Source organism: Cobetia sp. 5-25-4-2 (assembly GCF_013374075.1).
Classification (GTDB): domain Bacteria; phylum Pseudomonadota; class Gammaproteobacteria; order Pseudomonadales; family Halomonadaceae; genus Cobetia; species Cobetia marina.
The window spans coordinates 367,564-392,675 of record NZ_BLWK01000005.1 but is presented as its reverse complement, the minus strand read 5'-3'; the positions used below and the strand labels follow the sequence as shown (position 1 = coordinate 392,675).

The 25,112-nt window shown below is 62.1% G+C and carries 22 protein-coding genes; 15 read left to right on the top strand and 7 right to left on the bottom strand.

What is annotated here, in order from left to right; all coding sequences use genetic code 11:
* Position 1: 1 nt before the first annotated feature.
* Positions 2-2,104 (top strand): HlyD family efflux transporter periplasmic adaptor subunit, encoded by a 2,103-nt coding sequence (locus HXS65_RS12765; RefSeq protein WP_176494033.1) that lies wholly within the window; start codon positions 2-4, stop codon positions 2,102-2,104.
* 188 nt (positions 2,105-2,292) lie between these two features.
* On the opposite strand, the gene HXS65_RS12760 is transcribed toward HXS65_RS12765, so the two are convergent.
* A complete protein-coding gene (locus HXS65_RS12760; protein WP_176494032.1) occupies positions 2,293-5,469 on the bottom strand; it encodes an EAL domain-containing protein in 3,177 nt (1,058 codons plus the stop codon).
* Positions 5,470-5,724: 255 nt separating this feature from the next.
* On the opposite strand from HXS65_RS12760, the gene HXS65_RS12755 reads away from it, so the two are divergent.
* From HXS65_RS12755 to HXS65_RS12725, 7 genes are all read left to right on the top strand, one after another.
* Positions 5,725-6,219: a CidA/LrgA family protein gene (locus HXS65_RS12755; RefSeq protein WP_136939356.1), complete on the top strand. Its 495-nt coding sequence runs from the start codon at positions 5,725-5,727 to the stop codon at positions 6,217-6,219.
* Positions 6,216-6,944 carry an LrgB family protein gene (locus tag HXS65_RS12750; RefSeq protein ID WP_084208532.1) on the top strand — a complete coding sequence of 243 codons (729 nt, stop codon included), beginning with the start codon at positions 6,216-6,218 and terminating at the stop codon, positions 6,942-6,944. The genes HXS65_RS12755 and HXS65_RS12750 overlap by 4 nt, the downstream gene beginning before the upstream one ends.
* 163 nt (positions 6,945-7,107) lie before the next feature.
* The gene (locus HXS65_RS12745; protein ID WP_176494031.1) at positions 7,108-7,992 is read left to right on the top strand and encodes a hypothetical protein; all 885 of its coding nucleotides are present in this window, start codon (positions 7,108-7,110) and stop codon (positions 7,990-7,992) included.
* Between the two features lie 98 nt (positions 7,993-8,090).
* Positions 8,091-8,753, top strand: a complete 663-nt coding sequence (locus tag HXS65_RS12740) for a response regulator (protein ID WP_077375836.1) — start codon at positions 8,091-8,093, stop codon at positions 8,751-8,753.
* Positions 8,750-10,177, top strand: a complete 1,428-nt coding sequence (locus HXS65_RS12735; protein ID WP_176494030.1) for an ATP-binding protein — start codon at positions 8,750-8,752, stop codon at positions 10,175-10,177. The genes HXS65_RS12740 and HXS65_RS12735 overlap by 4 nt, the downstream gene beginning before the upstream one ends.
* A 245-nt stretch (positions 10,178-10,422) precedes the next feature.
* Positions 10,423-11,196 (top strand): 3-hydroxybutyrate dehydrogenase, encoded by a 774-nt coding sequence (locus HXS65_RS12730; protein WP_077375843.1) that lies wholly within the window; start codon positions 10,423-10,425, stop codon positions 11,194-11,196.
* 314 nt (positions 11,197-11,510) lie between these two features.
* Complete coding sequence (locus HXS65_RS12725) at positions 11,511-12,299, top strand: enoyl-CoA hydratase-related protein (RefSeq protein ID WP_255304501.1); 789 nt, start codon at positions 11,511-11,513, stop codon at positions 12,297-12,299.
* On the opposite strand, the gene HXS65_RS12720 is transcribed toward HXS65_RS12725, so the two are convergent.
* The 5 genes from HXS65_RS12720 to HXS65_RS12700 form a co-directional block, all read right to left on the bottom strand.
* A complete protein-coding gene (locus HXS65_RS12720) occupies positions 12,296-12,832 on the bottom strand; it encodes a response regulator transcription factor (protein WP_371861073.1) in 537 nt (178 codons plus the stop codon). The two genes, HXS65_RS12725 and HXS65_RS12720, sit on opposite strands and share 4 nt — an antisense overlap.
* A gap of 31 nt (positions 12,833-12,863) precedes the next feature.
* Positions 12,864-14,135 (bottom strand): ATP-binding protein, encoded by a 1,272-nt coding sequence (locus tag HXS65_RS12715; RefSeq protein WP_084208537.1) that lies wholly within the window; start codon positions 14,133-14,135, stop codon positions 12,864-12,866.
* 113 nt (positions 14,136-14,248) lie between these two features.
* The gene (locus tag HXS65_RS12710) at positions 14,249-15,817 is read right to left on the bottom strand and encodes a DASH family cryptochrome (protein ID WP_176494028.1); all 1,569 of its coding nucleotides are present in this window, start codon (positions 15,815-15,817) and stop codon (positions 14,249-14,251) included.
* Positions 15,804-15,971: a DUF2256 domain-containing protein gene (locus HXS65_RS12705; protein ID WP_077375858.1), complete on the bottom strand. Its 168-nt coding sequence runs from the start codon at positions 15,969-15,971 to the stop codon at positions 15,804-15,806. The genes HXS65_RS12710 and HXS65_RS12705 overlap by 14 nt, the downstream gene beginning before the upstream one ends.
* 117 nt (positions 15,972-16,088) lie before the next feature.
* Complete coding sequence (locus tag HXS65_RS12700; protein ID WP_176494027.1) at positions 16,089-16,607, bottom strand: MarR family winged helix-turn-helix transcriptional regulator; 519 nt, start codon at positions 16,605-16,607, stop codon at positions 16,089-16,091.
* A 247-nt stretch (positions 16,608-16,854) separates the two neighbouring features.
* Between HXS65_RS12700 and hmgA the strand changes: the two genes are divergently transcribed.
* The 3 genes from hmgA (at position 16,855) to maiA (ending at position 20,059) form a co-directional block, all read left to right on the top strand.
* The gene (hmgA, locus tag HXS65_RS12695; RefSeq protein ID WP_176494026.1) at positions 16,855-18,168 is read left to right on the top strand and encodes a homogentisate 1,2-dioxygenase; all 1,314 of its coding nucleotides are present in this window, start codon (positions 16,855-16,857) and stop codon (positions 18,166-18,168) included.
* Positions 18,169-18,243: 75 nt separating this feature from the next.
* Positions 18,244-19,263: a fumarylacetoacetate hydrolase family protein gene (locus HXS65_RS12690; protein WP_176494025.1), complete on the top strand. Its 1,020-nt coding sequence runs from the start codon at positions 18,244-18,246 to the stop codon at positions 19,261-19,263.
* Positions 19,264-19,408: 145 nt separating this feature from the next.
* Positions 19,409-20,059, top strand: coding sequence for a maleylacetoacetate isomerase (gene maiA, locus HXS65_RS12685; protein ID WP_176494054.1), 651 nt, complete (start codon positions 19,409-19,411; stop codon positions 20,057-20,059).
* 139 nt (positions 20,060-20,198) lie between these two features.
* Here maiA and HXS65_RS12680 read toward each other — a convergent pair whose 3' ends face one another.
* The gene (locus HXS65_RS12680; RefSeq protein ID WP_176494024.1) at positions 20,199-20,981 is read right to left on the bottom strand and encodes a cation transporter; all 783 of its coding nucleotides are present in this window, start codon (positions 20,979-20,981) and stop codon (positions 20,199-20,201) included.
* Positions 20,982-21,102: 121 nt separating this feature from the next.
* Here HXS65_RS12680 and HXS65_RS12675 point away from each other — a divergent pair, with 121 nt between their 5' ends.
* The 4 genes from HXS65_RS12675 to HXS65_RS12660 all read left to right on the top strand — a co-directional run bounded on the left by HXS65_RS12675 (position 21,103) and on the right by HXS65_RS12660 (position 25,054).
* A complete protein-coding gene (locus tag HXS65_RS12675) occupies positions 21,103-21,570 on the top strand; it encodes a helix-turn-helix domain-containing protein (protein ID WP_255304500.1) in 468 nt (155 codons plus the stop codon).
* Positions 21,571-21,704: 134 nt separating this feature from the next.
* The gene (locus tag HXS65_RS12670) at positions 21,705-23,294 is read left to right on the top strand and encodes a peptide chain release factor 3 (RefSeq protein ID WP_176494023.1); all 1,590 of its coding nucleotides are present in this window, start codon (positions 21,705-21,707) and stop codon (positions 23,292-23,294) included.
* 374 nt (positions 23,295-23,668) lie between these two features.
* Complete coding sequence (mscL, locus tag HXS65_RS12665; RefSeq protein WP_077375883.1) at positions 23,669-24,151, top strand: large conductance mechanosensitive channel protein MscL; 483 nt, start codon at positions 23,669-23,671, stop codon at positions 24,149-24,151.
* Positions 24,152-24,286: 135 nt separating this feature from the next.
* Positions 24,287-25,054, top strand: a complete 768-nt coding sequence (locus HXS65_RS12660) for a TatD family hydrolase (protein ID WP_176494022.1) — start codon at positions 24,287-24,289, stop codon at positions 25,052-25,054.
* Positions 25,055-25,112 lie beyond the last annotated feature (58 nt).

Below are 25,112 nucleotides of genomic sequence, written 5' to 3'. Positions count from 1 at the left end.
CATGATCTCTCAGACTCCCCCCCTGGCGGTATTGCGTGAGGACCTCAAGCTTCATCCCGTCGAGCAGGATCGGGATGGAAAGCGTCGCTGGTTGCTGCATGACCCGGTAGCACAGCGCTTCTACCGGTTGGGAGAAGCGGCCATCGAATTGTTGCCGTTCATACGCGGCGGCCAGGAATCGGTCGCCGCGAAGCAGGCCAGCGAGAGTCTGGGGCGTGACGTTCCCGGAGAGCAGCTGCGTGCCCTGTCGGATTTTCTGCGGCAGCACGATCTGGTGCGGGGCGATCCAGGACAGCAGGAGCGATACCAACGGCGTCTCGAATCTCGCCCCAAGGGCCTCAAGTGGTTGATGCATCACTACCTGTTCGTGCGTATTCCGCTGGCAAATCCTGATCGCTGGTTGAGTCGCCACGTCAACAAGGTACGTTGGCTGGGCAGCAAGGGCTTCTTCTGGAGTCTATGCGTGCTGTGGCTTCTCGGCGTGTGGTTGACGATTCGGCAGCTGGATACGTTCATCGCGAGCTTCTCCGCGCTGGGCGCTGTCGGAGGATGGCTGACGCTCGGGGCGGCATTGGTCTTCGTCAAGGTGTTGCATGAACTGGGGCATGCCTTCGTGGCCAAGGCCAAGGGAGTGCGCGTTCCCACCATCGGGGTGGCCTTCATCGTCGGCTGGCCGGTGCTGTATACCGACACCAGCGATGCCTGGCGCCTCACCGATGCCAAGGATCGCGTCAAGGTGGACGTCGCGGGCGTGGCGGTAGAGCTATCCATCGCGGTGCTGGCCCTGCTCAGCTGGCATCTGTTGCCCGAGGGGATGGTGCGCACTCTGTGTTTCTGGCTAGCGACGACGACCTGGATCATGTCGGCACTGGTCAACTTCAATCCCCTGATGCGATTTGATGGCTATTACCTGCTCTCCGATGCCTGGCGTCAGCCCAATCTTGAACCCCGCTCACAGGCGCTGGCACGTTGGCAGCTGCGTGAGTGGCTGTTCGGGTTCAAGGAAGTGCCTCCGGAACGTCCGCAACGTGCGTTGGTCGGCTTTGCCATGGGAGTCTGGGTATATCGCCTGCTGCTGTTTCTCGGGATCGCGTTGGCGGTCTATCACTTCTTCTTCAAGCTTCTCGGCATCGTATTGTTCGCCGTCGAGATCTGGTACTTCATCATGCGGCCAATCGTGAATGAAATTCGGCGCTGGTTCAGTGAAGGTCGTAAGCCACGTGCCAATCTGGCGTTGTTGAGGACCTGTGTGATCTTGATGGCGCTCGGCGGACTGCTGGTGTGGCCGTGGCAAGGTGAATTGGGTCTCCCGGGCTGGCTGGAGCAGCCCTCGACACGCCTCGAAGCGCCCTTTGGTGGTCGAATCAGCCTGGAGGTCGCTCAGGGAGATGATGTGACCGTCGGTGAGGCTCTGGCGGTGGTCAGTGCGCCGGAAGTCGCCCAACGGCTTACCACTGCCAGGCGTCGCGTGCAACAGCTTGACTGGCGTCGCTCTGCCAGCGGGCTGGATCGCAGGTTGTTGCAGGAGAGTCCGGTCATCCAGGCCGATCTTGACGTTCAGCGCCAGCGTGTCAGTGCTCTGGAGGCCGAGCAGGCGACAGGGCAGCTGGTGGCCTCATTCACCGGCAAGGTCCATTCGCTCAATCCCGCCTTGAGGGAGGGCGGCTGGGTTGGAGAGGGGGAATGGGTGATGACGTTGCGCAACCCTGAAAAGGTGACGCTCACGGCCTGGGTAGAGGAAGAGGAGGTGTTGCGCATTGCACCGGATGCCAGCGCCTGGTTCTACCCCCTCGCGCCAGTGGGGGCGCCGATCGAGATGCGTGTCGTCGGCGTGGACCCCCAGTCGGCCGCGATTCTGGAGCAGCCCGAGATGGCGGTGCCCTACGGTGGGGAGTTGAAGGTACGTGAGGGAAAGGAAGGTCAGCTGGAGCTGGTTCGCAGTCTGTATCGAGTGACACTGGCGCCGGTGGATGCCGCGAAGGCACTTGCCCAGTCGATTCCCGGACGCCGCGGTGTCGTCAAGGTCAAGACTCAGGCCCGCAGTCTGTTGAGTCGGACCTGGCGTGAGGTGGTGGGGGTCTGGCGCCGCGAATCAGGCTTCTGAGGCAGGAGGGGCTGACGCCCCGGGGTCGGCTTCAACGAGACACGCACTGACGGCATCGCTGTCAGTGCGTGTCTCGTTTCAGAGGCGCGTCCGGACTCCGCCTTCATGCGAGAGGGGTCGTGTCGAGGGGCCGTGCCGAGGGCTGCCACATGCTATCGAAAGGACCACAGCGTGATCGGTATCGTCGCTCAAGACGTGAGCTGCGTCCCCGGGCGGTTGTTGGCGATGCCTTGCGACGTCATCACGCAAGCCTTGTGAGCCAGCGTCGAGTGATCTGCCACCAGCGGTGAAGGCTTGCCGATGGCATAGCCCTGGACGTGGTCGACCCCGATGGACGTCACGCATGCCAGTACCTCCTGGCTGCCAACGAATTCCGCGATGGTCTGCATGCCCATTTCGCGGGCCACCTCGGCGATGGCGCGCGCGATGGCGTAGGAGACACGATTGGTGTCCATGTCGCGAATGAAGGCACCATCGATCTTGAGGTAATTCACCGGCAGGCTCTTGAGATACCCGAAGGACGATACGCCGCTGCCAAAATCATCCAGTGCGAAGTAGCACCCCAACTCTCCCAGAGTATCGAAGAAGGTGCGAGCATCGCCCAGGCGAGTGATGGCCACGCTTTCCGTAATCTCGAAACACAGCTTGTGGCCGGGAATCCCGCTGTCACGTACCAGGCTGACCAGCATGTCGCGGAAATTGGGACTGCTGATGGAGTGACCCGAGAGGTTGAGCGACACCCGTGTCAGGCTGGCCAGGTGGGCAGGTTGCGACTGCAGCCAGGCCAGATAATGCCGGATGACGTATTCATCGATGGTGGCAGCCAGCCCATAACGCTCTGCTGCGGGCAGGAAGGCCCCGGGGGCGATGATGCTGCCGTCACGCCCCAGCATGCGCACCAGCACCTCATAGTGCTGCTCATCAGAGGTGCCCGGCCTGGTGCGTGTGCTGGCGATGGGCTGGTGATAGAGCACGAGACGTTGCGCTTCCACCGCGGCGGTGATTTCGGCGACCCAGTGCATTTCCTCCATCCGCTGAGTGACTTCGTCTCCGCTCACGCTATGGCGATGCACCCGGTTGCGCCCAGCGTCCTTCGCTTCATAACAGGCGGCATCGGCAGCGCTGAGCAGATGATGCGGATCACTCTGGCCGTTGCTGATGCTGACCAGGCCGATACTGGCGCTGACGCTGAACAGCTTGTCGTCCCACATGAATCGGAAATTGGCCACGCTCTGGCGCAGTCGCTCCAGCAGCGGTTCCGCTTCGTCCAGTGTCATGCCGGGCATCAACAGACCGAATTCGTCGCCCCCGAGACGGGCCAGAAGATCCTGTGGGCGCAGATCATTGCCGATGACGTCAACCAGCTGGATCAACAGGGCATCGCCCGCGGAATGTCCGCAGGTATCATTGACGACCTTGAATTGATCAAGATCGATATAGGCGAGGCAATGTTGCGAGTGGTCCTCGCGCACGACGTCACAGAACTGCGTCAATCTGCGACGGAAGGCGGCGCGGTTCAGAAGTCCTGTCAGGCTGTCATGATTGGCTTCATGGATCAGTCGCTGGGACATGGTGTGACTATGGGTCTTGTCGACCAGAGCGACCAGCGTATAGCCGTCCTGCACCGGGGTGGTATCGACGGAGGAGACGCTGACGTCGGCATGCACCGTGTTGCCCCGTGCATGAAGGAAGCGGCAGCGTTGGGTGAAGTGACTGATACCGCCCTCGATCAAGGCAAGGTGGCGTCGTTGCAGCGATGCCAGGTCTTCCGGCTCGATCAGTTCGCGGATATAGCAGCCCTCGAGCGTGGTGCTCGGGTAGCCGAGGATGTCCTCGAGTCGCTGGTTGACCCTCAACAACTGGCCCGCCTTGGACATGTGCGCCATCCCGACGGCGGAGTGCTCGAAGGTGGCGCGATAGCGACGCTCGCTGGCACGCAGTCGCTCCTGGGTCGCGTGACGCTCAAGCTCGGTGGCAAGCTGTGAGACGTGATCACAGGCCGAGCTCAGGAAGGCGAGCTCATCCTCCGCCCATTCGCGTGGACCGCCACACTCCGTGCAACAGATCACCCCGCGAATCTTGCCGGAGATGCGCACGGGGCTATCGAGAATTGCCTGGAGGTCCGTGCTGAAATAGCCATTGAACAACAGCCCGCTGCTGGCCTGCTGGGTATCGCTGATCGCCAGGATGCGCTCGGATTTCAGGGCGGTGAAATACTCTCCCAGCTGGCTGTCACACAGCTCTCGGGGGTATGCCCGAGAGGTCGCATCGTGCGGGGCAGGCAGTTCACCGTCGTGTACATGACTCAGTGACAGCCGGGTTCCCTCGGGATTCATCTTCCAGAAACTGACCTTGCGTACCTGCAGGGCATCCGCCACCTGCTGGCAGATCCATGGCATCAGATCTTCGAGCCGAGCGCCCTCGGCATGGTGGGCGTTGCCGAGTCGTATCAGCACGGCCTGCTGACGTTCGTAGCGACATAGCTTGTCGGCCTGTGCCACGGCGGCCATGTGCTGCTGATGGATGTCGAGCAGAGAGCCGATGAAACGATAGGGCGCGTCATCACGCACCTGGAACTGCGCACGCAACTTGAACCAGCGGTAGTCTCCCTGGCGGGTGCGGATGCGCAGTTCAATGCTGAACGGGGTTTCCTGCAGGCGCTGTATCGCGAGAAGCGCCTGGAACTCTTCGCGCATCTCGGGGGCGACTCTTTCATGCAGCGCCTCGAGTCGGCTGTCCAGGGTTCCGGCGCTGTAGCCCAGCTGCATTTCCAGGCGTGGCGATATCGTCAGGCGTTCATTGCCTAGCTGCCATTCGATGATGCCATCGGAAATGCTGCGCAGTATCCAGTTGGCGCGGGTATAGCTGTCGCGCAAGGCTGCACTGAGCTGGGCACTCTGCATGAGGCGCTTCAGCGCCTCGCTGATCATTCCAGCGAGCTGATCAAGCCGCGCCAGGGTGTCATCGTCGGGCAGCGACTGGCGTGGAGAGGTGTCGAACATGCTCATGCATCCGACCACAGCGCCAGTGGCATCATGCAGTGGCAGTCCGATATAGAAGCGTATGCCATCCCCCTTCACCGAACAGGTATCGCGCAATTCAGCATGCTGATAGGCATCGCGCGTCACCAGAGGCCTTCCCTTGATGACGGCCAGACCACACAGGCTATCGTGCAGCGGAAGGGTATCGGGAATGCTGTCGTCCAGGCTTACCCAACGCTTGAGATGACGTGCGTTGCGCAAGCTGATCAAGGCGAGGGGAGTCCCGGCGAGATCCGCTGCCAGCTCCAGCAGCATGCGGGCCTGATGGTCCTCTTCGCGTCGAAGTGTCTCGACCCATTCCGAAGTGATGGAAGTATCAAGCATCAAGGATTCTGGCATCGCGTAGGCGTGTCCTTGCCGGAGAAGGTAGCGGTTCAGTCGAGTCAGAACACTACCATAAGCCAGCGTTGCCGCCACTGCCGGGCTTTCGACGTGCCCCCAGGGCTGCGCCATGCAGCCCACGTCGCGCCCATGGCGGGTACGGCCCGGTATCACCGTGCCGTGATTGGGCATCTATGGCACAATTCGGCCTTTTACCGCACGTCAGATGAGTGCCTTGATGGGGGAGACTGGCCGGAGATGGAGTTGATCAAGGGGTTCTGCATTCTGCTGACATGTCAGTTCGTGGGCGAGGTGCTGGGACGAGCCCTCGTATTGCCGGTGCCTGGACCGGTACTGGGCATGCTGATCCTGTTGCTGGCGCTGATGGTGCGTGGCCGTCTGCGCAAGCGATTGATACCGTCGCCGGACAGGGAAGGTGACGCCGTGCGCATCTCGGACAACGATGCCGGCCAACGTCAGCTGCTCCGCGCCATGTTGCGTGAACGAGTGCCCGGCAGTCTCAGGCTTGCCAGCAATGGCCTGCTGGCACATCTCTCGCTGTTGTTCGTCCCGGCAGGGGTCGGGGTCATGGTGCATCTGGATCTCATCGCTCAGGACCTGCTCGCCATCGCGGTGACGCTGGTGGTATCCATCGCCGTGACGCAGTTCGTGACAGCCTGGCTGTTGCAGCGGCTGATAGATCGTCGTTCATCTTTGCAAGGTCCGATGGCCGGCAAGGGAGGGGAACAGTGAATCTCGCCCCTCTGGATGCTCTCTGGGTCTATCTCAGTGCCTCTCCGCTGCTGCACCTGTTGCTGACGCTGGCGGCCTTTCTGCTGGCGACCGTGATCAACCGCCTGGCTCGTGGCGCGTCTCTTGCCCATCCGGTGCTGGTGTCGATTGCCTTGATCATCGGCTTTCTCTGGCTGACGGATACCGACTACGCGACCTATTTCGAAGGCGCCCAGTTCATCCACTTCCTGTTGGGGCCGGCGACGGTGGCACTGGCGGTGCCGCTGTTCGATCATCTTGACCGCGTCAAGCAGATGCTCTGGCCTCTGCTGACGGCCTGTTGCGTCGGCATCACCACTGCAGTGACCACCACGCTCGGTCTGGCCCTGGTCCTGGGGGCGCATACACCGGTGGCGCTGAGCCTGGCACCCAAGTCGGTGACCTCGCCGATCGCCATGGGGATCGCGGAAAAGCTCGGCGGCATTCCCTCACTCACGGCAGGACTGGTGTTGTTGACCGGGACGCTTGGCTGTGTGATCGGTCCGCTGATGCTGCGGCTGTCAGGTGCGCGTGATGATACCGTCAAGGGCTTTACCATGGGCCTGTCTGCCCATGGGATCGGCACGGCTTACTGCTTCTCTTCACTCAGCACCCTGGCCGGTGCCTTCGCGGGCATGTCCATGGGACTGACGGGACTCCTGACGGCCTTCATTCTGCCGCCGCTGGTCCATCTGTTCGGGTTGTAAGCCTTGGGCATCGGCGTCTGGCGCCGGCAAGGGACATCAAGTCTTCCGTCAGACGGCAAGGAAAGAGTCGCTGCTTAATCTTTCGTTAAGCGTTGGTCGGCATCGTGTAGGTCATTCAGCCTGGCATGGTCGAATCGACGATGCCCCGACCAAGGATGTTGCCATGTACCGTCCGTTTCGCTCCCGTGGTGGTTCTGTCGAAAGTTCTCGGCTGGCCGGTCATCGCTTGCTCGTCGAAGCGCCCATGGCCTCGAGTTGCCGGGAGATATGCTGGCAGCTGGCGGGCCATGGCGCCACGCTGACACTGGTGGAGCGCCCGGGAGATGATCTCGCGCTTCTGTGCCAGCTGCTGCCGACTCCTCTGGGGCAACGGCATCTCTGTCTGACCCTCGCCGTCTCGGACGTCTTTGGGGAGTCGCTGTGTGAGCAGCTGCTCAGCATCACGCCCGCGTCGCGTCCTCACACCCTGGTGAGCTTGCCGGGTGATGGAGAGTGGCAGCTGGAGGCCGGGCGTGCCATGCATGTTCTGCATGGCTCTGGCTGGCAGCCTGGCGTGCGCCAGCGGGTACTGGAATGTCTCTCGGCCTCTCTTGTCACGGCGGGGCGGGAGGAATTGGTCGAGTTCATACTGCAGCCGGATGGCCACTTGTTCGCCCCGGTCTCCGCCTGTGCCCACCAGCATGTCAGGCTTCACGTTCCCCCTCTGATCACCGGGGAAGAGTCCCCGCTACTGATGCAACTGGCGCGGCATCAAGGATGCCACCCCATCGGCATCGAGCGTCAGGTCGAGCAGATGGTGTATCCGCTTTGCCTGTTGCGAGCACCGGGGGCGTTGGCTCGCATGAGACTTCGAGGTGGCTGGGCATTGCGCCGCATTCTCGGCCAACCGGAACGCATGCTGGACTCGGGCCTGGAGGCCATTCGCGAAGCGCTTCAACGCATCGTGTTTCGCCGCCAGGAGCGCCGCGCTGTCCTCGGCGCAAGACGACGGGGCAGGGGATGGGGCTTGCAAAGGCCATGGGCGGAGAGAGCCGGGAATCGCGCCTAGTCGTTGATGCTGCCATCCCGCTCTCGTCATCTGTCATCAGTGGGGGCATGGGATATCCCCTGTTCCCTCTCACGTATCGCTTGTCATCAGGAGACCCCATGCGCGTGCTGCTCGTGGAAGATGATCCACTGTTGGGTGAAGGTATCGGTCATGCCTTGAGTCGTGAAGGCATGAGCAGTGAATGGTTGCGGGTGGGGGGCGATGTCGTGGCCACTCTCAAGCATTCCTCCTTTGATGTCCTGGTGCTGGATCTTGGCTTGCCGGACATGGACGGTCTCGAGGTGCTGACCGCGCTGCGCCGTCGGGGCCACACTCTGCCGGTGCTGATTCTGACGGCACGAGATGATATCAGTGACCGAGTGCGTGGCCTGGACAACGGGGCGGATGATTATCTGGTCAAGCCCTTTGACATTGCCGAGCTGGTGGCCCGATTGCGCGCGCTGGTCAGGCGTCATGCGGGTCAGGCCAACGGATGCCTGCAACTGGGGGCCCTGAGCATTGATCAGGCCGGTCGTTCCGTCACCCTGGCCGGCGCCGAGGTGACGCTGGGGCGGCGCGAATTCGATCTGCTGGAGTTCCTTCTCCTCCATCCCAGTCGTGTCTTCAGTCGGGACCAGCTCGTCGAGCAGCTATACGGTTGGGATGGGGATGTGGAAAGCAATGTCATCGAGGTGCATGTGCATCATCTTCGCCGCAAATTCGGGGCCGGCGTGGTGAAGACCGTACGCGGGGTCGGCTATCGACTGGGTGAGTCCGCGTGAAGTCGATACGCAGTTTTCTGCGGCGCAGCCTCATCGGGGGGGTGATCATTGTGCTGGGGGCAGCTGCCACCTGGAGCTACTTCGATGCCCGTGAGCAGATCGATGAGCTGTTCGATGCACAGCTGGCCCAGAATGCCCGCATGCTGGGCCGCCTCTATCAATCCGAGCTGGCCTCGCTGTCGCCGGTGGCGCGTCAGCAAAGGCTTCAGGAGATGACTTCGGGGCAGTTCAGTCTGCGACCGCCATCCCTGAGCTTCGCGGATGGGCACGAGAAGTCGCCCCTCGGTCATGTCTATGAAGACAAGCTGGTCTTCCAGATGTGGGATGCACTCGGTCAGCCCTTGCTGGGACTTTCCACCCCCTCGGTCATGCTCGACTATCTGCCGTTGCCCGGTTATGCCAAGCAGCACACGGATCATCACGACTGGTTCACCTTCACGCTGTATTTCCCTGACAGCGGCATCTGGGTCACGGCCGCTCAGCGGGAAGACGTACGAGATGAATTGACGGGGCAGATCGCACTGCACAACGTGCTGGCGCTGGTGGTCGGGCTGCTGGTGATCGCCTTGCTGATCGGTGTCGCCGTCTCTCGGGGATTCCGTCCCGTGCTGCGCATCAGCCGACAGATCACTGCCCGTCAGCCCGGCTATCTAGAGCCACTTGATGCCAGTGAGGCGCCGGACGAGATTCGCGGGATGGTGGATGCGCTCAACGGCTTGCTGAGACGCTTGGCCGACACGCTCGACAAGGAGCGTCGCTTCACTGCCAATGCGGCACACGAGTTGAGAACGCCCCTGGCCGGCATCAAGGTGCACGCCCAGAATGTCGAGGCGGATGCCACCGATGAGAACTCGCGGCGTTCGGCGCGCATGATCGTCGATGGTGTCAATCGCATGACGCGTGTCGTGGAGCAACTGCTGACGCTGTCGCGGCTGGAGAGTGGTGCCGAGGTGCCGCGCAGTCACGTCGATCTCGGGCATCTGGCGCATGAACTTGCGCGGGATCTCGGCCCCATGGCGCGCCAGCGTGGCGTCGGGATGTCTGTCGACGTCACGCCCGAGGCGCAGTTGATCAGCCACGAGAACGGCCTCTATGTGCTGCTGCGCAATCTTATCGACAACGCGCTGCGCTATACGCCTGAGGGGGGGGAAGTGCGTTTGAGCATTCGGCGCCGCGAGACCTCTCTCGGCGATGGTCTGATCATGGAAGTCATGGATACCGGCCCCGGCATCCCGGCCCGTGAGCGTCAGCGGGTCCGGGAGCGCTTCGTGCGTCTGGCGGGGCAGAACACCTCGGGGTCAGGGCTGGGCCTTTCGATCGTCGATGAACTGGCCGAGCGCCTGGGAGCGGAACTGACCCTGGATGACAGTCCGCTGGGGAGTGCGGCGTCGCCTGGTCTGTCAGCTCGATTGCACTTCGGCTGAGCCCGCGTTGCATGCTGCGCCCTGGCGGTTGCGCAAGTTGCATCACGGCTCTGGCATGCAGGCTTCAGGCGGTTCAACGCCATGCATGCTGTCGCCGGCAGGCCAACAAGGCGATGGTCGGGTGGCGAAGGTGGCTTTATTAGCGCTATCTTCACTATATGTTGCAGAGCAGCATCCGATGCCACCCGGTCCCTGTCTGGGGCTGGGCATTCCTGCGGCATGACATCAGCCCGAAGGAGACCTTCATGAGTGAACAACAGTCAGCCCCGACCCGCGTCGCCCTTGTCACGGGGACTGCCAGTGGTATCGGCGCAGCCATCATGGAAGCGATGTGCCAGGCCGGTCATCAGGTCCTTGCCGTGGATTTCAGTGACGATGGGGCAGAGGTCGCCGACAAGGCAGGCGCTGCATTCTTCAAGGCAGACCTGACGGATGGCGAGCAATGTCGGGCCGCTGTCGAGGAAGCGGTGTCACGCTTCGGTCGCCTGGATATCCTGGTCAACAATGCCGGTATCCAGCACGTCGAGCGCATCAAGGAGTTCCCGCAGGCCAAGTGGGATCAGATCATCGCGCTGATGCTGACGGCACCTTTCACGTTGATTCAGGCGGCCTGGCCGCACATGGAGAAGAATGGATATGGCCGCATCGTCAACATGGCCTCCATTCACGCGCATGTCGCCTCGCCCGGCAAGGCGGCCTATGTCAGCGCCAAGCATGGTCTGATGGGGCTGACCAGGACGGCGGCACTGGAAGGCGGCGAGAGTGGTATCACGGCCAATGCCATCTGCCCGGCGTATGTGCGCACTCCGCTGGTCGACAAGCAGATCGCCGAGCAGGCCAGGCTCAATGACATGCCCGAGGATGAGGTGATCGAGAAGATCATGCTCAAGGGGGCCGCCATCAAGCGCATGATCGACCCCGCCGAAGTCGCTGACATGGCGGTGTGGCTGGCCTCCGACAAGGCAGGCTCGGTGACGGGCTCCAGTTTCAACATGGATCTCGGCTGGACGGCACAGTAAGTCGCGTGACACCTCGCGTGGGGTCGGCAGCCCGCCTGCCCGCTGCGTGAACCACCGGCAAGACCGACAGGCCCTTGTCTCTCCCGCCGCATGACGCTGACGGAGGACAAGGGTCTTCTCGTATGCGCGAGCCGACAGGCCCCTTGAGGACCCTCGCTCGTGACGGCCATCGATGACGCCAGGAATCCGCCATGACCGCTTCGCCACATGACTCGACTCACGCCGCTGCTCACGACGCTACTCACGACGCCATCTCATCCCCACGCGATTCCACTGACGCCTCCTGCGCCGGGCAGAGGTCAACGGCTGTACCCGTGACCCTTGTCGACAGTCACCTCAGTCTCGAGCACGGTGTCGCCGTCATGACCTTCGCCCGTCACGACGTGCGCAATGCCCTGACGGGGACTGCGCTGGTGGAGGATCTACTGGCAGTGGCCGAATGGGTCAATGGCTGTGACAGCGTGGGTGCCCTGGTGATCACCGGCGAGGGCAGCGCCTTCTCTGCCGGAGGCAATGTGCAGGACATGGCGCAGCGAAAGGGGGATTTTGCAGGAGATGCCGCCGAGGTCGCGGCGCGCTATCGCCGCGGTATCCAGCGAATGACACCTGCGGTGCTGGGCATCGAGGTGCCCGTGATCGCGGCGGTCAATGGTCCGGCCATCGGGGCCGGCTTTGATCTCGCCAACATGTGTGACATTCGCCTGGCCAGTGACCAGGCACGTTTCGGCGAGACGTTCCTGTCGCTGGGGTTGATCCCCGGTGATGGGGGCGCCTGGCTGCTGCAACGTCTGATCGGCTATCAGCGTGCCTGTGAGCTGACCTTCAGCGGGCGTATCGTCTCGGCGCAGGAAGCGCTGGCACTGGGGATCGTGCTGGAAGTCTGTGCAGAGGAGGACCTGATGACACGTGCCCTGGAGATGGCACGTCAGATGGCGAGTCAGCCGCGTCAGGCGACACGGCTGACCAAGCGTCTGATGCGTCGTGCCCCCGAGATGCGGTTGGACGACTTCCTGGATCTGTGTGCCAGTTTTCAGGGCCAATGCCATCAGGACCCGGAGCATCATGCTGCCGTGGCGGCCCTGCTGGCCCGAATGAAGCGCTAGCGCTTTACCGGTCGCTTCTGCAGTTTGCGCTGCAGCGTGCGGCGGTGCATCCCCAGGGCGCGAGCCGTGGAAGAGATGTTGCCGTCGTGCTCGTTGAGCACCTTCTGGATGTGTTCCCAGGTCAGGCGATTGACCGAGGGCGGGTTGTCGGAGATCTCGGCTTCCGGATCACCTCCCTCGCGCTTGAAGGCGTGAAGTATCTCGTCGGCATCGGCGGGCTTGCACAGGTAGTTCACGGCACCCAGCTTGATGGCTTCCACTGCCGTGGCAATGCTGGAGTAGCCCGTCAGCACCACGATGCGTGCTTCCGGCAACAAGGCGATCAGCTCGGGCAACAGCTTGAGGCCGGAGCTCTGTTCGAGCTTCAGATCCAGCGTGATCAGCTCGGGGCGATGGCTGCGCGCGATACTCAGCGCCTGTGCCTCGTCCCGGGCAACCTCCACGGCATAGCCGCGGCGTGTCATGGCACGTGCCGTCACCTGGCAGAAGAATTCGTCATCGTCGATGATCAGCAGTCGGGTTTCTTCGCTCATCAGGGGCTCACTTGGGCGGTCTTTGCCGCCATCAGTTCAGATAAAGAGGGAGGCGCACTTCCGTCAAGGTGCCACCGTCTTCGTGGTTGTACAGGCTGACGCCACCACCGAAACGATTGATAGTGGCGTGGGTCAGGAACAGGCCGATGCCCATCCCCTTGGATTTGGTGGAGATGAAGGTCTCACCGAGCTGGTCCGCGACCGCCATGGGAACGCCTGCACCATGGTCACGAATGTCGATGGTGACCTCGTCATCCCGCCGTTCCAGGGTGATCTCGATGTCATCGGGGCAGGCATCCGCGGCATTGTTGAGCAGGTTCATCAGCGCCTGCTCAAGCGTGGTATCGACCAGGATCTGAGCCTTGCGGGCGGAGGCATCCACTTCGACGCTATGTTGCACATCCGGGCGTACCACCAGCCAGCGCTGTACGATTTCCTCCAGCCATCGCGCGGCGTTGAGCGCCTGGGGCTGCTCCATGCGACGACGGTCTGCCGCGGCCACCATCGCTTGCAGGCGTTGCTTGCAGGTGTCGACCTGGCTGCGCAGCAGTGCGAGATCCTCCTCCAGCTGCGGGTCGTTCTTGTCCTTGGCATCCTCGCGCATCTCGCTCAACAGCACCGCCATGGTCGAGAGCGGGGTGCCCAGTTCGTGCGCGGTGCCGGCGGCCTGGCTGGCGACTGCCAATACCTGTTCGCTGCGCAGAGCCGCTTCTCGTGTGGTGGACAACGCCTGGTCTCGCGTGCGCAGGGCATGAGCCATCTTGAAGATGAAATAGGTCACCAGCGATGCCGACAGGCCGAAGTTCAGCCACATGCCGATGACGTGCAGACTGATGCGCCCGCCGAGTTCGTAGGTGGCCAGCTGCGGGACGGGTTCGTAGAACACCATCAGGAAGCTGTAACAGCCCATGCCGACGGCCGCGATGATCCAGGCATAGCGCCAGGGCAAGGTGGCGGCCGCCATGGTCACCGGCACCAGATAGTAGGGCACGAAGGGGTTGGTGGAGCCGCCGGTATTGAAGAACAGCATCGTCAGACCGGCGATATCCACCAGCAGATGCAGCAGGTTCTCAGTGTCAGTGACCGGATGCGTCTGACCCAGACGCCACCAGCTGGCGACATTGACCAGGCCCATCGCGATGATGATCGAGATGACGGGGAGGACATTGAGCTGAAAGCCGATGATCTCGATCCCGAAGATGATCAGGATCAGGAAGCCTGTCCAGGTGATGCCGCGCGCGATGGTCAGACGGATCAGATTGCGGTGCGGTGTGGACAGTGGCGGCGGTAGCGGCTGATTCATGACGACTCCTGCAAGGAATGCGGCCATGATAGTGAATAAGGCCGGTAAAGTGCAGTCCTGACGGCCAGTTAGCGTCAGTGGCCCGACGGCTTGTGTCCGCTGACAGTCTCCTCTCAGCCCCGTTCGAAGGAACCACTCAGCCATGGCTTCACACGTGTCGGTGTGACGTCGCTGAGATGGGGCTGCCAGGCATCGACAAGGTGCAAGGGCTGGCGCGGGTAGCCGGACTGCGTCGTCCCGTTGATGCCTCCCGGCGCCTCGGGCGTCACGCGAAATGACCAGGCAATCCAGGGAGCATGGCGTTGCATGCCGGCCGGCAGCGTTTCCAGTTCGGGTATCCAGCGGGTGACGTGATGGCCGAGCGGGTCGTGCTGGCGAGCCTGCTTCATCATGTTGAAATGACGGTCCGCACGTGGATCGCGTCCCACGCCTGCCAGGTAGCGCCAGTTGCCCCAGTTGGACGCGACATCATGATCCAGCAGCTGATGTTCGAACCAGGCGGCACCCAGCCGCCAGTCCACGCCAAGATCCTTGATCAGATAGCTCGCCACGTTCTGGCGCATGCGGTTGCTCAGCCAGCCGGTGGCGGCCAGCTCGCGCATGCCGGCATCCACCCAGGGCACGCCGGTCATTCCGGCCTGCCAGCGTGCAAGCGCATCCGGTATCGCAGCGCACGCCTCGTGCCGCAGCGAGTCTGTACCGGGCCTGCCTGCCAGAAAGACCTGTCTCCCCAGCTGGCGGGTATCCCAATGAAAGTACTCCCGCCACAAGAGCTCGACGCGAATCCAGTCGCTGTCCTTGAACGCCGCCTGTGGGGTCTCGCAGAGCTCAGGCAGTGTCTTCTGGAAGGTGTGCAACCTGTCGAGTATGCGTCGTGGTGAGAGACACCCCAGTGCCAGCCAGGCAGAGAAACGGGTCGAGAAATCTGCCCCGCTGAGGCGATTGCGGGTGGTCTTGTACTGGCCGGCATGTTCAGGACTCAGATAATGCTCGAGTCTCTGCAGCGCTGCGGGCTCACCCCCAAGGAAGGCATGCTCTCCCCGCGGGTCGCTCTGCCAGTCCCTGGCCGCATGGAGTCGTCTGGCGCTGCCCTGCATGCCACGCGGCGCCTGTGCCGGCCAGCTCGGCAGTGCGCAAGGCGCCGCCACCGGAGTGGGCATGGCCTGGATATCCGGATAGGCCTTTTCCAGCTTGCGACGAAAGGCGCTGAAGGTTTCAGGAAGCTCATTGAGCGTGAAGGGCAAGTCGTCCTCGTCCAGGAGCAAGCCGCTATTGACCTGCCGCAGGCGACAGCTAGCGGCCACTGCCTGCTGCTGGCGTCGCTCCACCAGACCTGTAGCGCGTCGCGCGATGACGCCTCGGCACGCATGCTGTCTGGCGAGTTCGGGTATCAGATGCGCAGCGTCACCCTGAAGGATCAGCAGATCACTGCCCAGGGTCTGAAGCCCTGCCTGCAGGGATTCGAGGCTCTCCAGCAGGAAGCGCTGACGTGCAACGCTGAGTGGCTGCAGCCTGGCAGCATCAGGGCTGACACTGCCAATGGGCTGGAAGGTCGTCTCCGGCAGGATGTATACCACCAGCAGATGCGCCGGGTGTTCCTCGAGCGCGGCCTGCCACAGGGGGTTGTCATCGAGACGCAGGTCATCGTCCAGCCAGACAAGCCAGGTATCAGTGCTGGTCATGGTGTGTCTCCCGGGCTGCCTGACGCGCATTGCGTCGACAGCGTTGACTGCAGTGACGTACGTCTTCCCAGCAGTCCTGCCACTTCTTGCGCCATGTGAAGGGGCGCTGACAGGTCTGACACAACTTGCTTGGCAGGTGCGGTTTGCGATGCATGCGGGGACGACTCCATGAAACCAGTACGTGATTTATACCATACTTGTACGAAGTGCGAGTGTCCTGTCGAGAATCTCATGGGGCACAAGGTGGCGCACCTGCTGCCTCCCGCGAGTCTCAGTCGTTGCCTGGCAGCTGATCCAATTGACGCTCCAGGGTCTGCATGGTGAGCAGCAGATCCCGGTATTGGCGTGCATTGACGGCGCTCAGCAACTCATCCTCGAAGCGGCGGGCCTCGGGGATCAGCTCAGCGAGCATGGCCTCACCCTCGGCGGTGAGGGCGAGCAACTGCGCACGCTGATCCTGCTCGCTCGGCCGGCGCAGGATCAGTTCACGGGCTTCCAGAGATTTGACGGCCCGAGAGACGCGCACCTTGTCCATATGAGTCCGTTGACTGATTTCCCGGGCCGTCAATGGCGAGCCACGGCTCAGCCAGGCCAGCAGACGCCACTCGGCGACATTGATGGCGAAGCGCTCACCATAACGGACGAACAGCGCCTCACTGGTTCGCTCTGCCAGACGGTTGAGGCGATAGGGCAGGAACTGGTCAAGATCCAGCTCGCAGCGGGGTGTGTCCTGTGGGGGTTCCCCGTCAAGGGCATCGCGAGCTTCGGGAGTGTCATCAGTGCGTTGCATCGAAAGTTACCTGACTCGGTGAGAGGGTTGGCATACTGAGTCGCATTGAAACGTTTCAGGTGAATCAGGTTACCGATGTTACCACCTTAGAGAGCGAGCAAGACAAAAGTCTATTAATACGGCGATTGCCAGCGTGTGGGTCTGTCTATATGGTTTCAGATGTAACCAGTTAGGGCGTTGGCGGTATGTCGTGCCGTGGATGCCCCAGATCTTCAGGAGCCGCGAGCCCACAAGGAGATGAATCGTCATGCGCGAGCGCAACGCTGAGTGCCATTATCACGCCGGTTTTCGTAATCATGTCTCCACCGAGGCGTTGCCTGGCGCCTTGCCGCAGGGCCAGAACTCTCCCCAGCGTTGCCCCTATGGCCTTTACGCGGAGCAGTTGAGCGGCTCGGCCTTCACGGCACCGCGCAGTCACAACCTTCGCAGCTGGCTTTACCGCATTCGGCCCTCGGTCGTGCAGGGCGCCTACCAGCCCATGGAGATGCCGCAGGTCGCCACTGCACCGTTGGCCGAGAGAATGCCGGATCCCAATCCGATGCGCTGGGACCCCATCACATGCTCGACAGGGGACTTTCTGGACGGCCTGATCACGCTGGCGGTCAATGGAGATGCCCAGGCGCAGCAGGGCTGTGCCACGCACCTCTATGCCTTCTCTCGCGGCATGCAGCAGCGCTTTTTCTACAATGCCGACGGCGAATTGCTGATCGTGCCGCAACAGGGTGCCATCGAGGTGCGCAGCGAGCTGGGCCTGCTGGAAGTCGCCAGCGGCGAGATCGTGGTGATCCCGCGTGGTATCAAGTTTCAGCTCAATCCGCTGGCGGGACACGCGGAGGGCTGTCGAGGTTATGTGGCCGAGAACTATGGCGCGCCTCTCGAGTTGCCCTCTCTGGGGCCCATCGGCAGCAATGGACTGGCCAACCCGCGTGATTTCCTCGCACCATCGGCGCGTTTCGATGACGAAGTCGGTAATTTCACGCTGGTGGCCAAGTTCGGCGGGCGTTTCTGGCGCGCGAGTCTGGATCATTCGCCACTGGATGTCGTGGCCTGGCATGGCAACTACGCGCCCTACAAATATGATCTGGCGACCTTCAATACCCTCAACACGGTCAGCTTCGATCATCCGGACCCCTCGATCTTCACTGTGCTGACATCACCCTCGGACACTGCCGGGGTCGCCAATCTCGACTTCGTGATCTTCCCGCCGCGCTGGATGGTCGCCGAGAACACCTTCCGCCCCCCATATTTCCATCGCAACCTGATGAGCGAGCTGATGGGACTGATCCATGGTGAATATGACGCCAAGCGCGAAGGCTTCCGCCCGGGAGGCGCGAGTCTGCATAACGCCATGACCCCGCATGGCCCTGACGCTGCCACCTTCGAGGCCGCCACTCAGGCGGAACTCGCCCCCCGCTATCAGGGCAATACGCTCGCCTTCATGTTCGAGAGTCGCTATCTGTTCCAGCCCACCCCACAGGCCCTGTCGTCGAGCGCTCGTCAGCGCGACTACGGCTCGGTCTGGCAGGGGTTGGCGTCTCATTTCACTCCCCGAAAGCGCTGAGATTGGCATGTGCCTGTCATCCCGCTCTGGTCTACCCACGTTCTTTCATCCCTCAAGCTTCTCAAGGAGGCAGTCATGAAATTCGCCACTCACCAGGATGGTTCCCGCGATGGAACACTGCTGCTGGTCTCCCGTGATCTGACCCGCGCCGTGAAGGTCGCGGATGTCGCCACCACCTTGCAGGCGCTGCTGGAGGAATGGGCTTCGCTGACACCAGCGCTCGAGAAGCGTTACGCAGCGCTCAATGATGGCACCTTGGCTGATGCGTTCGATCTGGACATGAAGACTCTGCATTCGCCGCTGCCACGCGCTTATCAATGGGCAGACGGCTCGGCGTATCTGAATCATGTCCAGCTGGTGCGTCAGGCACGCGGCGCCGAGATGCCCGAGACCTTCTGGCACGACCCGCTGATGTATCAGGGCGGCAGCGACAGCTTCCTGGCCCCCAACGCCGATATCGTGTGTGTCAGTGAGGAGCATGGCATCGATTTCGAAGGCGAGATCGCCGTCATTACCGACGATGTGCCGATGCACGTCAGTGCGGAGCAGGCCGAGAGCCACATCCGCCTTGTGATGCTGGTCAATGACGTCAGTCTGCGTGGGTTGATCCCCGGCGAGCTGGCCAAGGGCTTCGGCTTCTTTCAGGCCAAGCCGTCGTCTAGCTTCTCGCCCATCGCCGTGACGCCGGATGAGCTGGGGGATGCCTGGCAGCAGGGGCGCGTGCATCTGCCGCTGAGCGTGCATCTCAATGGTGAGACGTTCGGAGAGCCAGAGTCCGGGCCAGACATGATCTTCAGTTTCCCGCAGCTGGTGGCGCATGCCGCCAAGACTCGCCCGCTGGGCGCCGGTGCGATCATCGGCTCCGGCACCGTGTCCAATCCCGGCAAGGATGGCGGCCCTGGCAAGCCGATCAGCGAAGGGGGCGTGGGCTACAGCTGTCTGGCCGAAGTCCGCATGGTCGAGAAGATCCTGTTCGATGAGATTCGCACGCCCTTCATGCGTTTCGGTGATCGCATCCGCATCGAGATGTTCGATCGCGATGGCCAGAGCATCTTCGGCGCCATTGATCAGCAAGTGACGCCGTTGGACGCCTGAAGGCGGCCTCATCAGGTAGAACTTCTCAGAGACACGTCTCGGGAAGACGTCGTGTGCCGGTAAGCCTTAAGCCAACTGGGCGCGAGGCAGTGCGAAGGAGCGGCCGGCTTCCAATCGCGTCATAGGGGAGTGCAGCATGAGTTCAATGAGCCTGTATGGCTATTACCGTTCATCTACCAGCTATCGAGTAAGAATCGCGCTGGCGCTCAAGGGGATTGAGGTCGCTCAGGTGCCGGTCAACCTGCTCAAGGGCGAACAGCGCAGCGAGGAGTATCTGGCCATCAATCCCCAGGGGCTGGTGCCGACCCTGATGGTGGGAGATACGGAAACACCTGCGGCCCTGACCCAGTCGCTCGCGATCATCGAATATCTGGAGGAGCGCTGGCCCGCCCCGGCGCTGCTGCCCTCAACGCCGGAGGCGCGTGCGAAGGTGCGCTCACTGTGCCAGTTCATGGCTTGTGAGATGCATCCGCTCAACAATCCGCGCGTGCTCAATTATCTGACAGATCGCCTTATGGTCACCCAGGCGCAGCGCCTTGAGTGGTACCGCCACTGGGTCGCCGAGGGTTTCACACGCCTGGAAGTGTTGCTGGCGGAAAGTGCAGGGCGCTTCTGCCATGGCGATAGCCCGGGCATGGCAGATGCCTGCCTGATGCCCCAGCTCTACAATGCGCGCCGCTTCGAGTGTGAACTCGAGGATTACCCGAGGATTCTGGCTATCGAGGCGGCCTGCCAGTCACTGGACGCTTTCCAGCAGGCGCATCCTGAGCGTCAACCCGACTGTCCGGCCCCCTGACCCTGGCGATATCCAGACACTAAAGCGCCCCGTCGAGCTCGACGGGGCGCTGTCGTTTCAGGCGGACTGCACGCGGATGATGGCATTCGACGGCATGTCAGTGGCTGGGCAGAGCGGCGGGAATGACACCTGAGTCGTGTCAGATAGAGGTGTTACCACCACCGCCCTTGCCGGAACAGCAGCCGCTGGCGGGGGACTGTTCGACCACGGTGGCAGCCGTGGGCGGTGCACAACAGCTGCGGGTGGCGCAGGACGATGCCTGATCGCTGGCTGCCTGCTCATCTGATGCCTGCGCGTCTGTGGCCTGTTTCGCCTCGCGCAGCTCAACTCGTGCATCGCGAATCACCTGCCAGGCGGATTGCAGGAAGAGTGCGGCGATCGCAGCGCCCAGCAGCACGTCCGGCCAGCGGGAGCCCGTCCAGCCCACCAGTATCGCAGCGCCGAACACTGAGACATTGGCGATGATGTCATTGCGTGAACACAGCCAGGTGGAGCGCATGTTCAGATCATCCGACTTGAAGCGCCACAGCAGGCCGAAGCAGATGAGATTCACAGCCAGCGCCAGCAGGGCGAAGGCGCCCATGCCGTGGGCGGCTGGGGCGACGCCATGGAGGGCCTGATGTCCCGCCTCGCCAAGGACGATCACGCCCAGCACCAGCATCACGACGCCCTTGACCAGCGCGCTCAGCGCCCGTGCGCGTACGCTGCGGTGCAGGACGTAGAGGGTCAGGGCGTAGACGCTGGCATCGCCGAACATGTCGAGTGAATCCCCCAGTAGCGCGGTGGAACCCAGCCACCAGGCCGCGGTGAATTCGACGAAGAACATGCTGGCATTCAGCGCCAGCAGAATCTTCAGGACCTTGCCCTGTGAGGCTCTGAGCTCTGCCAGCTCGCCGGATTTGCTTTCGCAACAGCTTTTCATGGGTCTTGGCCTCCTGTCGTGTTGGTGACAGCATGGAGGTTATAGTCACTATAAGGTCAAGTCGGCTGATGAAACGGTTGATGCATCGACATGCAACACATGGCGAGAGGAGAAGTCATCGATGACCGCAAGAGATTTCGCACGGAAAGGGGAATCGTCCACGTCATCGCACGGCGAGGTGACGATGGGCATCGGCCAACTGGCCAAGGCGTCTGATGTCCAGGCGGTGACGATCCGCTATTACGAGAAGCAGGGGCTGTTGGCCCCGATGCGACGCGCGCCCAATGGCTATCGTGAGTATGGCAATGCACAGCTCAGGCGTCTGACCTTCATCCGCCGTTGTCGGCGGCTGGGATTTTCGCTGGATGACATCCGCGCCTTGCTGGGCCTGGCGGACCAGCAGGCCTTGCCGTGTCATCAGATAGACGCGCGCATCGAGGCGCAGCTGGCCGAGGTGCGCAAGCGTCAGTGTGACCTCGCTGTCATGGAGGAGGAGTTGCAGCGCCTGACTCACTGCTGTGCCGGGGGAGTGATCGCGCAATGCCGTATCGTCGAGCGCTTGTCGGCCGTCGCGGAGACAGAGGAGTGATTGTCGAGTGAGATGGGCCCGCCTCTGTTGCCGAGCCTCGCCAGCCGCTACAATGCGCGCCATTCGTTTCGTTCTGCTATTCACCTAACAGTGCGCGCGGCGTGCCTCACGTCGAGCCGGATGCCTTTCAGCCCATGTCAGATTCCCAGATTGCCAAGGCGGCGGATGTTCGCCGTACATTCGCCATCATCTCTCACCCGGATGCGGGCAAGACCACCATCACCGAGAAGCTGCTGCTGTTCGGGAATGCCATCCAGATGGCCGGCTCGGTCAAGAGCAAGCGGGCCGATCGCCACGCGACCTCCGACTGGATGAAGATGGAGCAGGAGCGTGGCATCTCCGTGACCACCTCCGTGATGCAGTTCCCCTACAAGGATCGCATGGTCAATCTGCTGGATACGCCCGGGCACGAGGACTTCTCGGAAGATACCTACCGGACGCTGACGGCCGTCGACTCGGCGCTGATGGTCATTGACGGTGCCAAGGGTGTCGAGGACCGTACCATCAAGCTGATGGAAGTCTGTCGCCTGCGCACCACGCCGATCCTGACCTTCGTCAACAAGATGGACCGCGAGACGCGCGATCCCATCGAGGTAATGGATGAAGTCGAGACGGTCCTCAACATCCAGTGTGCCCCGATGACCTGGCCGATCGGTGTCGGCAAGGGCTTCAAGGGGGTCTATCACCTGCTCAATGACGAGATCCATCTCTACAAGCAGGGCCAGGGCAACCGCATCCCCGATGATGTGCGCATCAAGGGCCTCGACAGCCCCGAAGCCATTGCAGTGCTGGGCGAAGATCTCATCGAAGAACTGAGCATGGAAGTCGAGCTGGTGCGCGGCGCCTCTCACGAATTCGATCTCGAGGCCTATCGTCGCGGTGATCTGACACCGGTCTACTTCGGGACCGCCATGGGCAACTTCGGCGTACGCGAGATGCTGGATGGCTTCGTCGAATACGCGCCGCCGCCCCAGTCGCGTGATACCGATACCCGTGAAGTCACGGCCCATGACGAGCGCTTCACCGGCTTCGTGTTCAAGATCCAGGCCAACATGGACCCGAAACACCGTGACCGCGTGGCCTTCCTGCGCGTCTGTTCCGGCAAGTACGAGAAGAACATGAAGATGCGTCACGTGCGCATCAACAAGGACGTCAAGATTCCTGACGCCCTGACCTTCATGGCGGCGGACCGCTCCCACGTGGAAGAGGCCTGGCCGGGTGACATCATCGGTCTGCACAACCACGGCACCATCCAGATCGGCGATACCTTCACCATGGGGGAAGACATGCGCTTCACCGGCATCCCTCACTTCGCGCCGGAACTGTTCAAGCGGGTACGCCTGAAGGACCCGCTGAAGATGAAGGCGCTGCAGAAAGGCCTGCAGCAGCTCTCCGAAGAGGGCGCGACCCAGGTCTTCCAGCCGTTCGACAACAATGACCTGATCGTGGGCGCCGTGGGCACCCTGCAGTTCGATGTGGTCGCTCACCGTCTGAAGGAAGAGTACAAGGTCGAGTGCATGTATGAAGCGGTGAACGTGCAGACGGCGCGCTGGATCTATTGCGATGACACCAAGATGCTTGAGGACTTCAAGCGCAAGGCCAGCGCCAATCTCGCCTACGATGGCGGCGGCTTCCTGACCTACATCGCGCCGACTCGCGTCAATCTGCAGTTGACGCAGGAACGTTGGCCGGACATCACCTTCCGCGCCACCCGCGAGCACTGAGACGGCTCAGGGGGGGATGACCGAGTGGCTCGCACCCGAGTGGCTCGCACCCGAGTGGCTCGCATCCGAGTGGCCCGCACCCGAGTGGCTCTGGTGCCTGACGAGGCCATCTCCCAGGCCCCCTGATCGATTCAGGATTGATGCGAACGCCGCCCCTTGGGGCGGCGTTCGTGCTTTCGGGCTGAACGTGTCCTCAAGCGTTAGCCACACCAACTCAAGGTCGATGACTTTGGCCGCATACTCCCTTGCGAAAGACATGGGGATGGCCAGCGACGCAGGCAGTCACAGGGCGCATGCCTTGGCCTGACAGACGCATGACCCAAAGGGACGCGTCGGTCGCGACAGGACAACAACAATCATCAGGAGGTGGGGCTATGGCCGGTTTCATGAAGGAATTCCGCGATTTCGCGGTCAAGGGCAATGTCGTCGACATGGCGGTGGGCATCATCATCGGGGGGGCGTTCACGCTGATCGTGAAGAGCCTGGTGGGTGACATGCTCAATCCCTTGATCGGACTCTTGATCGGGGGCGTCGATTTCTCCAACTTCTTCTTCGTGCTCAAGGAAGGGGCTCAGGCGGCTCCCTATGTCAGTCTGGAGGCTGCGAGGGATGCGGGGGCCGTGACACTGAACTATGGGCTGTTCATCAATGCCATCATCAGCTTCGCGCTGGTGGCGCTGGCCGTCTTCGTGTTGATACGTCAGATCAACAAGCTCAAGAAGGAAGCCGAAGAAGCGCCGGAAGAGATCACCGACAAGGACTGCCCGTACTGTCTTTCCAAGGTGCCGCTGGCGGCGACCCGTTGTGGCCATTGCACCTCCGAGTTGGCGCCGGTAGCGCCGGTGGAGGCGGCCTAGGCCAGCTTTGCCAGTCATGATGGCTGACAGAGCGACATCGACAAACGAAGGGACCGGCCACCAGGCCGGTCCCTTCGTTTGTCTGTCACTGGCTGATATAGCACGATGGCAGTACGACCATCACCGGGATATTGCATGTTGATCGACAGCCATTGCCATCTGGATTTTCCCGTCTTCGATCAGGATCGTGACGCGGTCATCTCACGTGCCGTGAATGAGAGTGTGTCGAGGTTCGTGGTGCCATCCACCACGGTGGCCAGCTTCGCGGACGTGCTGGAACTCGTGCAGTCATCCCCGCGTATCTTCGGTGCCCTGGGGTTGCATCCCTATTTTCTGTCCGAGCATGGCGAGCGCGCGCTGGCGGCGCTTCATCAGGCCCTCGGTCAGCATGCTGGCGAGATCGTCGCGTTGGGCGAATGCGGCTTCGATGCGCGACTGGCCGATCATGACGCCCAATGGCAGCTGTTCGAGGCCCAGCTGAGCATGGCACGCGAATTCTCCCTGCCTGTCATCGTGCATTGCGTGCGTGCCAATGACGAAGTGGCCAAGCGGCTCAAGAACGCGCGCCTCACCCGGGGCGGCATCATTCATGCCTTTGCGGGCAGTCAGGTTCAGGCTGAGCGCTTTCTCGAGCTCGGTTTCGTGCTGGGGCTGGGCGGCAGCGTGACCTACCCGCGTGCCCGCAAACTGCGGGGAGTCGTGGCGTCGCTGCCAAAGGATGGCTTCGTGCTGGAGACCGACAGCCCCGACATGCCGTTGCAGGGATTTCAGGGACAACGCAATGAACCGGCCAGGGTGGCGGAGGTGGCAAGGAGTGTGGCATCGCTGCGTGAGTCCACTCTGGAGGCCATCAGCGAGACGACCAGCCGCACCGTGCAGCGTATTCTTCAACTGAGCGCCTGATCTAGACTGAACCCAGCACCTCGGCAGCACTGTGCCACGGGATTCAGGAGATCGCGTC

What these genes read in the sequence shown, in the direction of transcription:
- HXS65_RS12765 (WP_176494033.1), top strand. Translation starts at nt 2, where the DNA reads ATGATCTCTCAGACTCCCCCCCTGGCGGTATTGCGTGAGGACCTCAAG.
- HXS65_RS12760 (WP_176494032.1), bottom strand. Translation starts at nt 5,469, where the DNA reads ATGCTTGATACTTCCATCACTTCGGAATGGGTCGAGACACTTCGACGC.
- HXS65_RS12755 (WP_136939356.1), top strand. Translation starts at nt 5,725, where the DNA reads ATGGAGTTGATCAAGGGGTTCTGCATTCTGCTGACATGTCAGTTCGTG.
- HXS65_RS12745 (WP_176494031.1), top strand. Translation starts at nt 7,108, where the DNA reads ATGTACCGTCCGTTTCGCTCCCGTGGTGGTTCTGTCGAAAGTTCTCGG.
- HXS65_RS12740 (WP_077375836.1), top strand. Translation starts at nt 8,091, where the DNA reads ATGCGCGTGCTGCTCGTGGAAGATGATCCACTGTTGGGTGAAGGTATC.
- HXS65_RS12730 (WP_077375843.1), top strand. Translation starts at nt 10,423, where the DNA reads ATGAGTGAACAACAGTCAGCCCCGACCCGCGTCGCCCTTGTCACGGGG.
- HXS65_RS12720 (WP_371861073.1), bottom strand. Translation starts at nt 12,832, where the DNA reads ATGAGCGAAGAAACCCGACTGCTGATCATCGACGATGACGAATTCTTC.
- HXS65_RS12715 (WP_084208537.1), bottom strand. Translation starts at nt 14,135, where the DNA reads ATGAATCAGCCGCTACCGCCGCCACTGTCCACACCGCACCGCAATCTG.
- HXS65_RS12710 (WP_176494028.1), bottom strand. Translation starts at nt 15,817, where the DNA reads ATGACCAGCACTGATACCTGGCTTGTCTGGCTGGACGATGACCTGCGT.
- HXS65_RS12705 (WP_077375858.1), bottom strand. Translation starts at nt 15,971, where the DNA reads ATGCATCGCAAACCGCACCTGCCAAGCAAGTTGTGTCAGACCTGTCAG.
- HXS65_RS12700 (WP_176494027.1), bottom strand. Translation starts at nt 16,607, where the DNA reads ATGCAACGCACTGATGACACTCCCGAAGCTCGCGATGCCCTTGACGGG.
- hmgA (WP_176494026.1), top strand. Translation starts at nt 16,855, where the DNA reads ATGCGCGAGCGCAACGCTGAGTGCCATTATCACGCCGGTTTTCGTAAT.
- HXS65_RS12690 (WP_176494025.1), top strand. Translation starts at nt 18,244, where the DNA reads ATGAAATTCGCCACTCACCAGGATGGTTCCCGCGATGGAACACTGCTG.
- maiA (WP_176494054.1), top strand. Translation starts at nt 19,409, where the DNA reads ATGAGCCTGTATGGCTATTACCGTTCATCTACCAGCTATCGAGTAAGA.
- HXS65_RS12680 (WP_176494024.1), bottom strand. Translation starts at nt 20,981, where the DNA reads ATGAAAAGCTGTTGCGAAAGCAAATCCGGCGAGCTGGCAGAGCTCAGA.
- HXS65_RS12675 (WP_255304500.1), top strand. Translation starts at nt 21,103, where the DNA reads ATGACCGCAAGAGATTTCGCACGGAAAGGGGAATCGTCCACGTCATCG.
- HXS65_RS12670 (WP_176494023.1), top strand. Translation starts at nt 21,705, where the DNA reads ATGTCAGATTCCCAGATTGCCAAGGCGGCGGATGTTCGCCGTACATTC.
- mscL (WP_077375883.1), top strand. Translation starts at nt 23,669, where the DNA reads ATGGCCGGTTTCATGAAGGAATTCCGCGATTTCGCGGTCAAGGGCAAT.
- HXS65_RS12660 (WP_176494022.1), top strand. Translation starts at nt 24,287, where the DNA reads ATGTTGATCGACAGCCATTGCCATCTGGATTTTCCCGTCTTCGATCAG.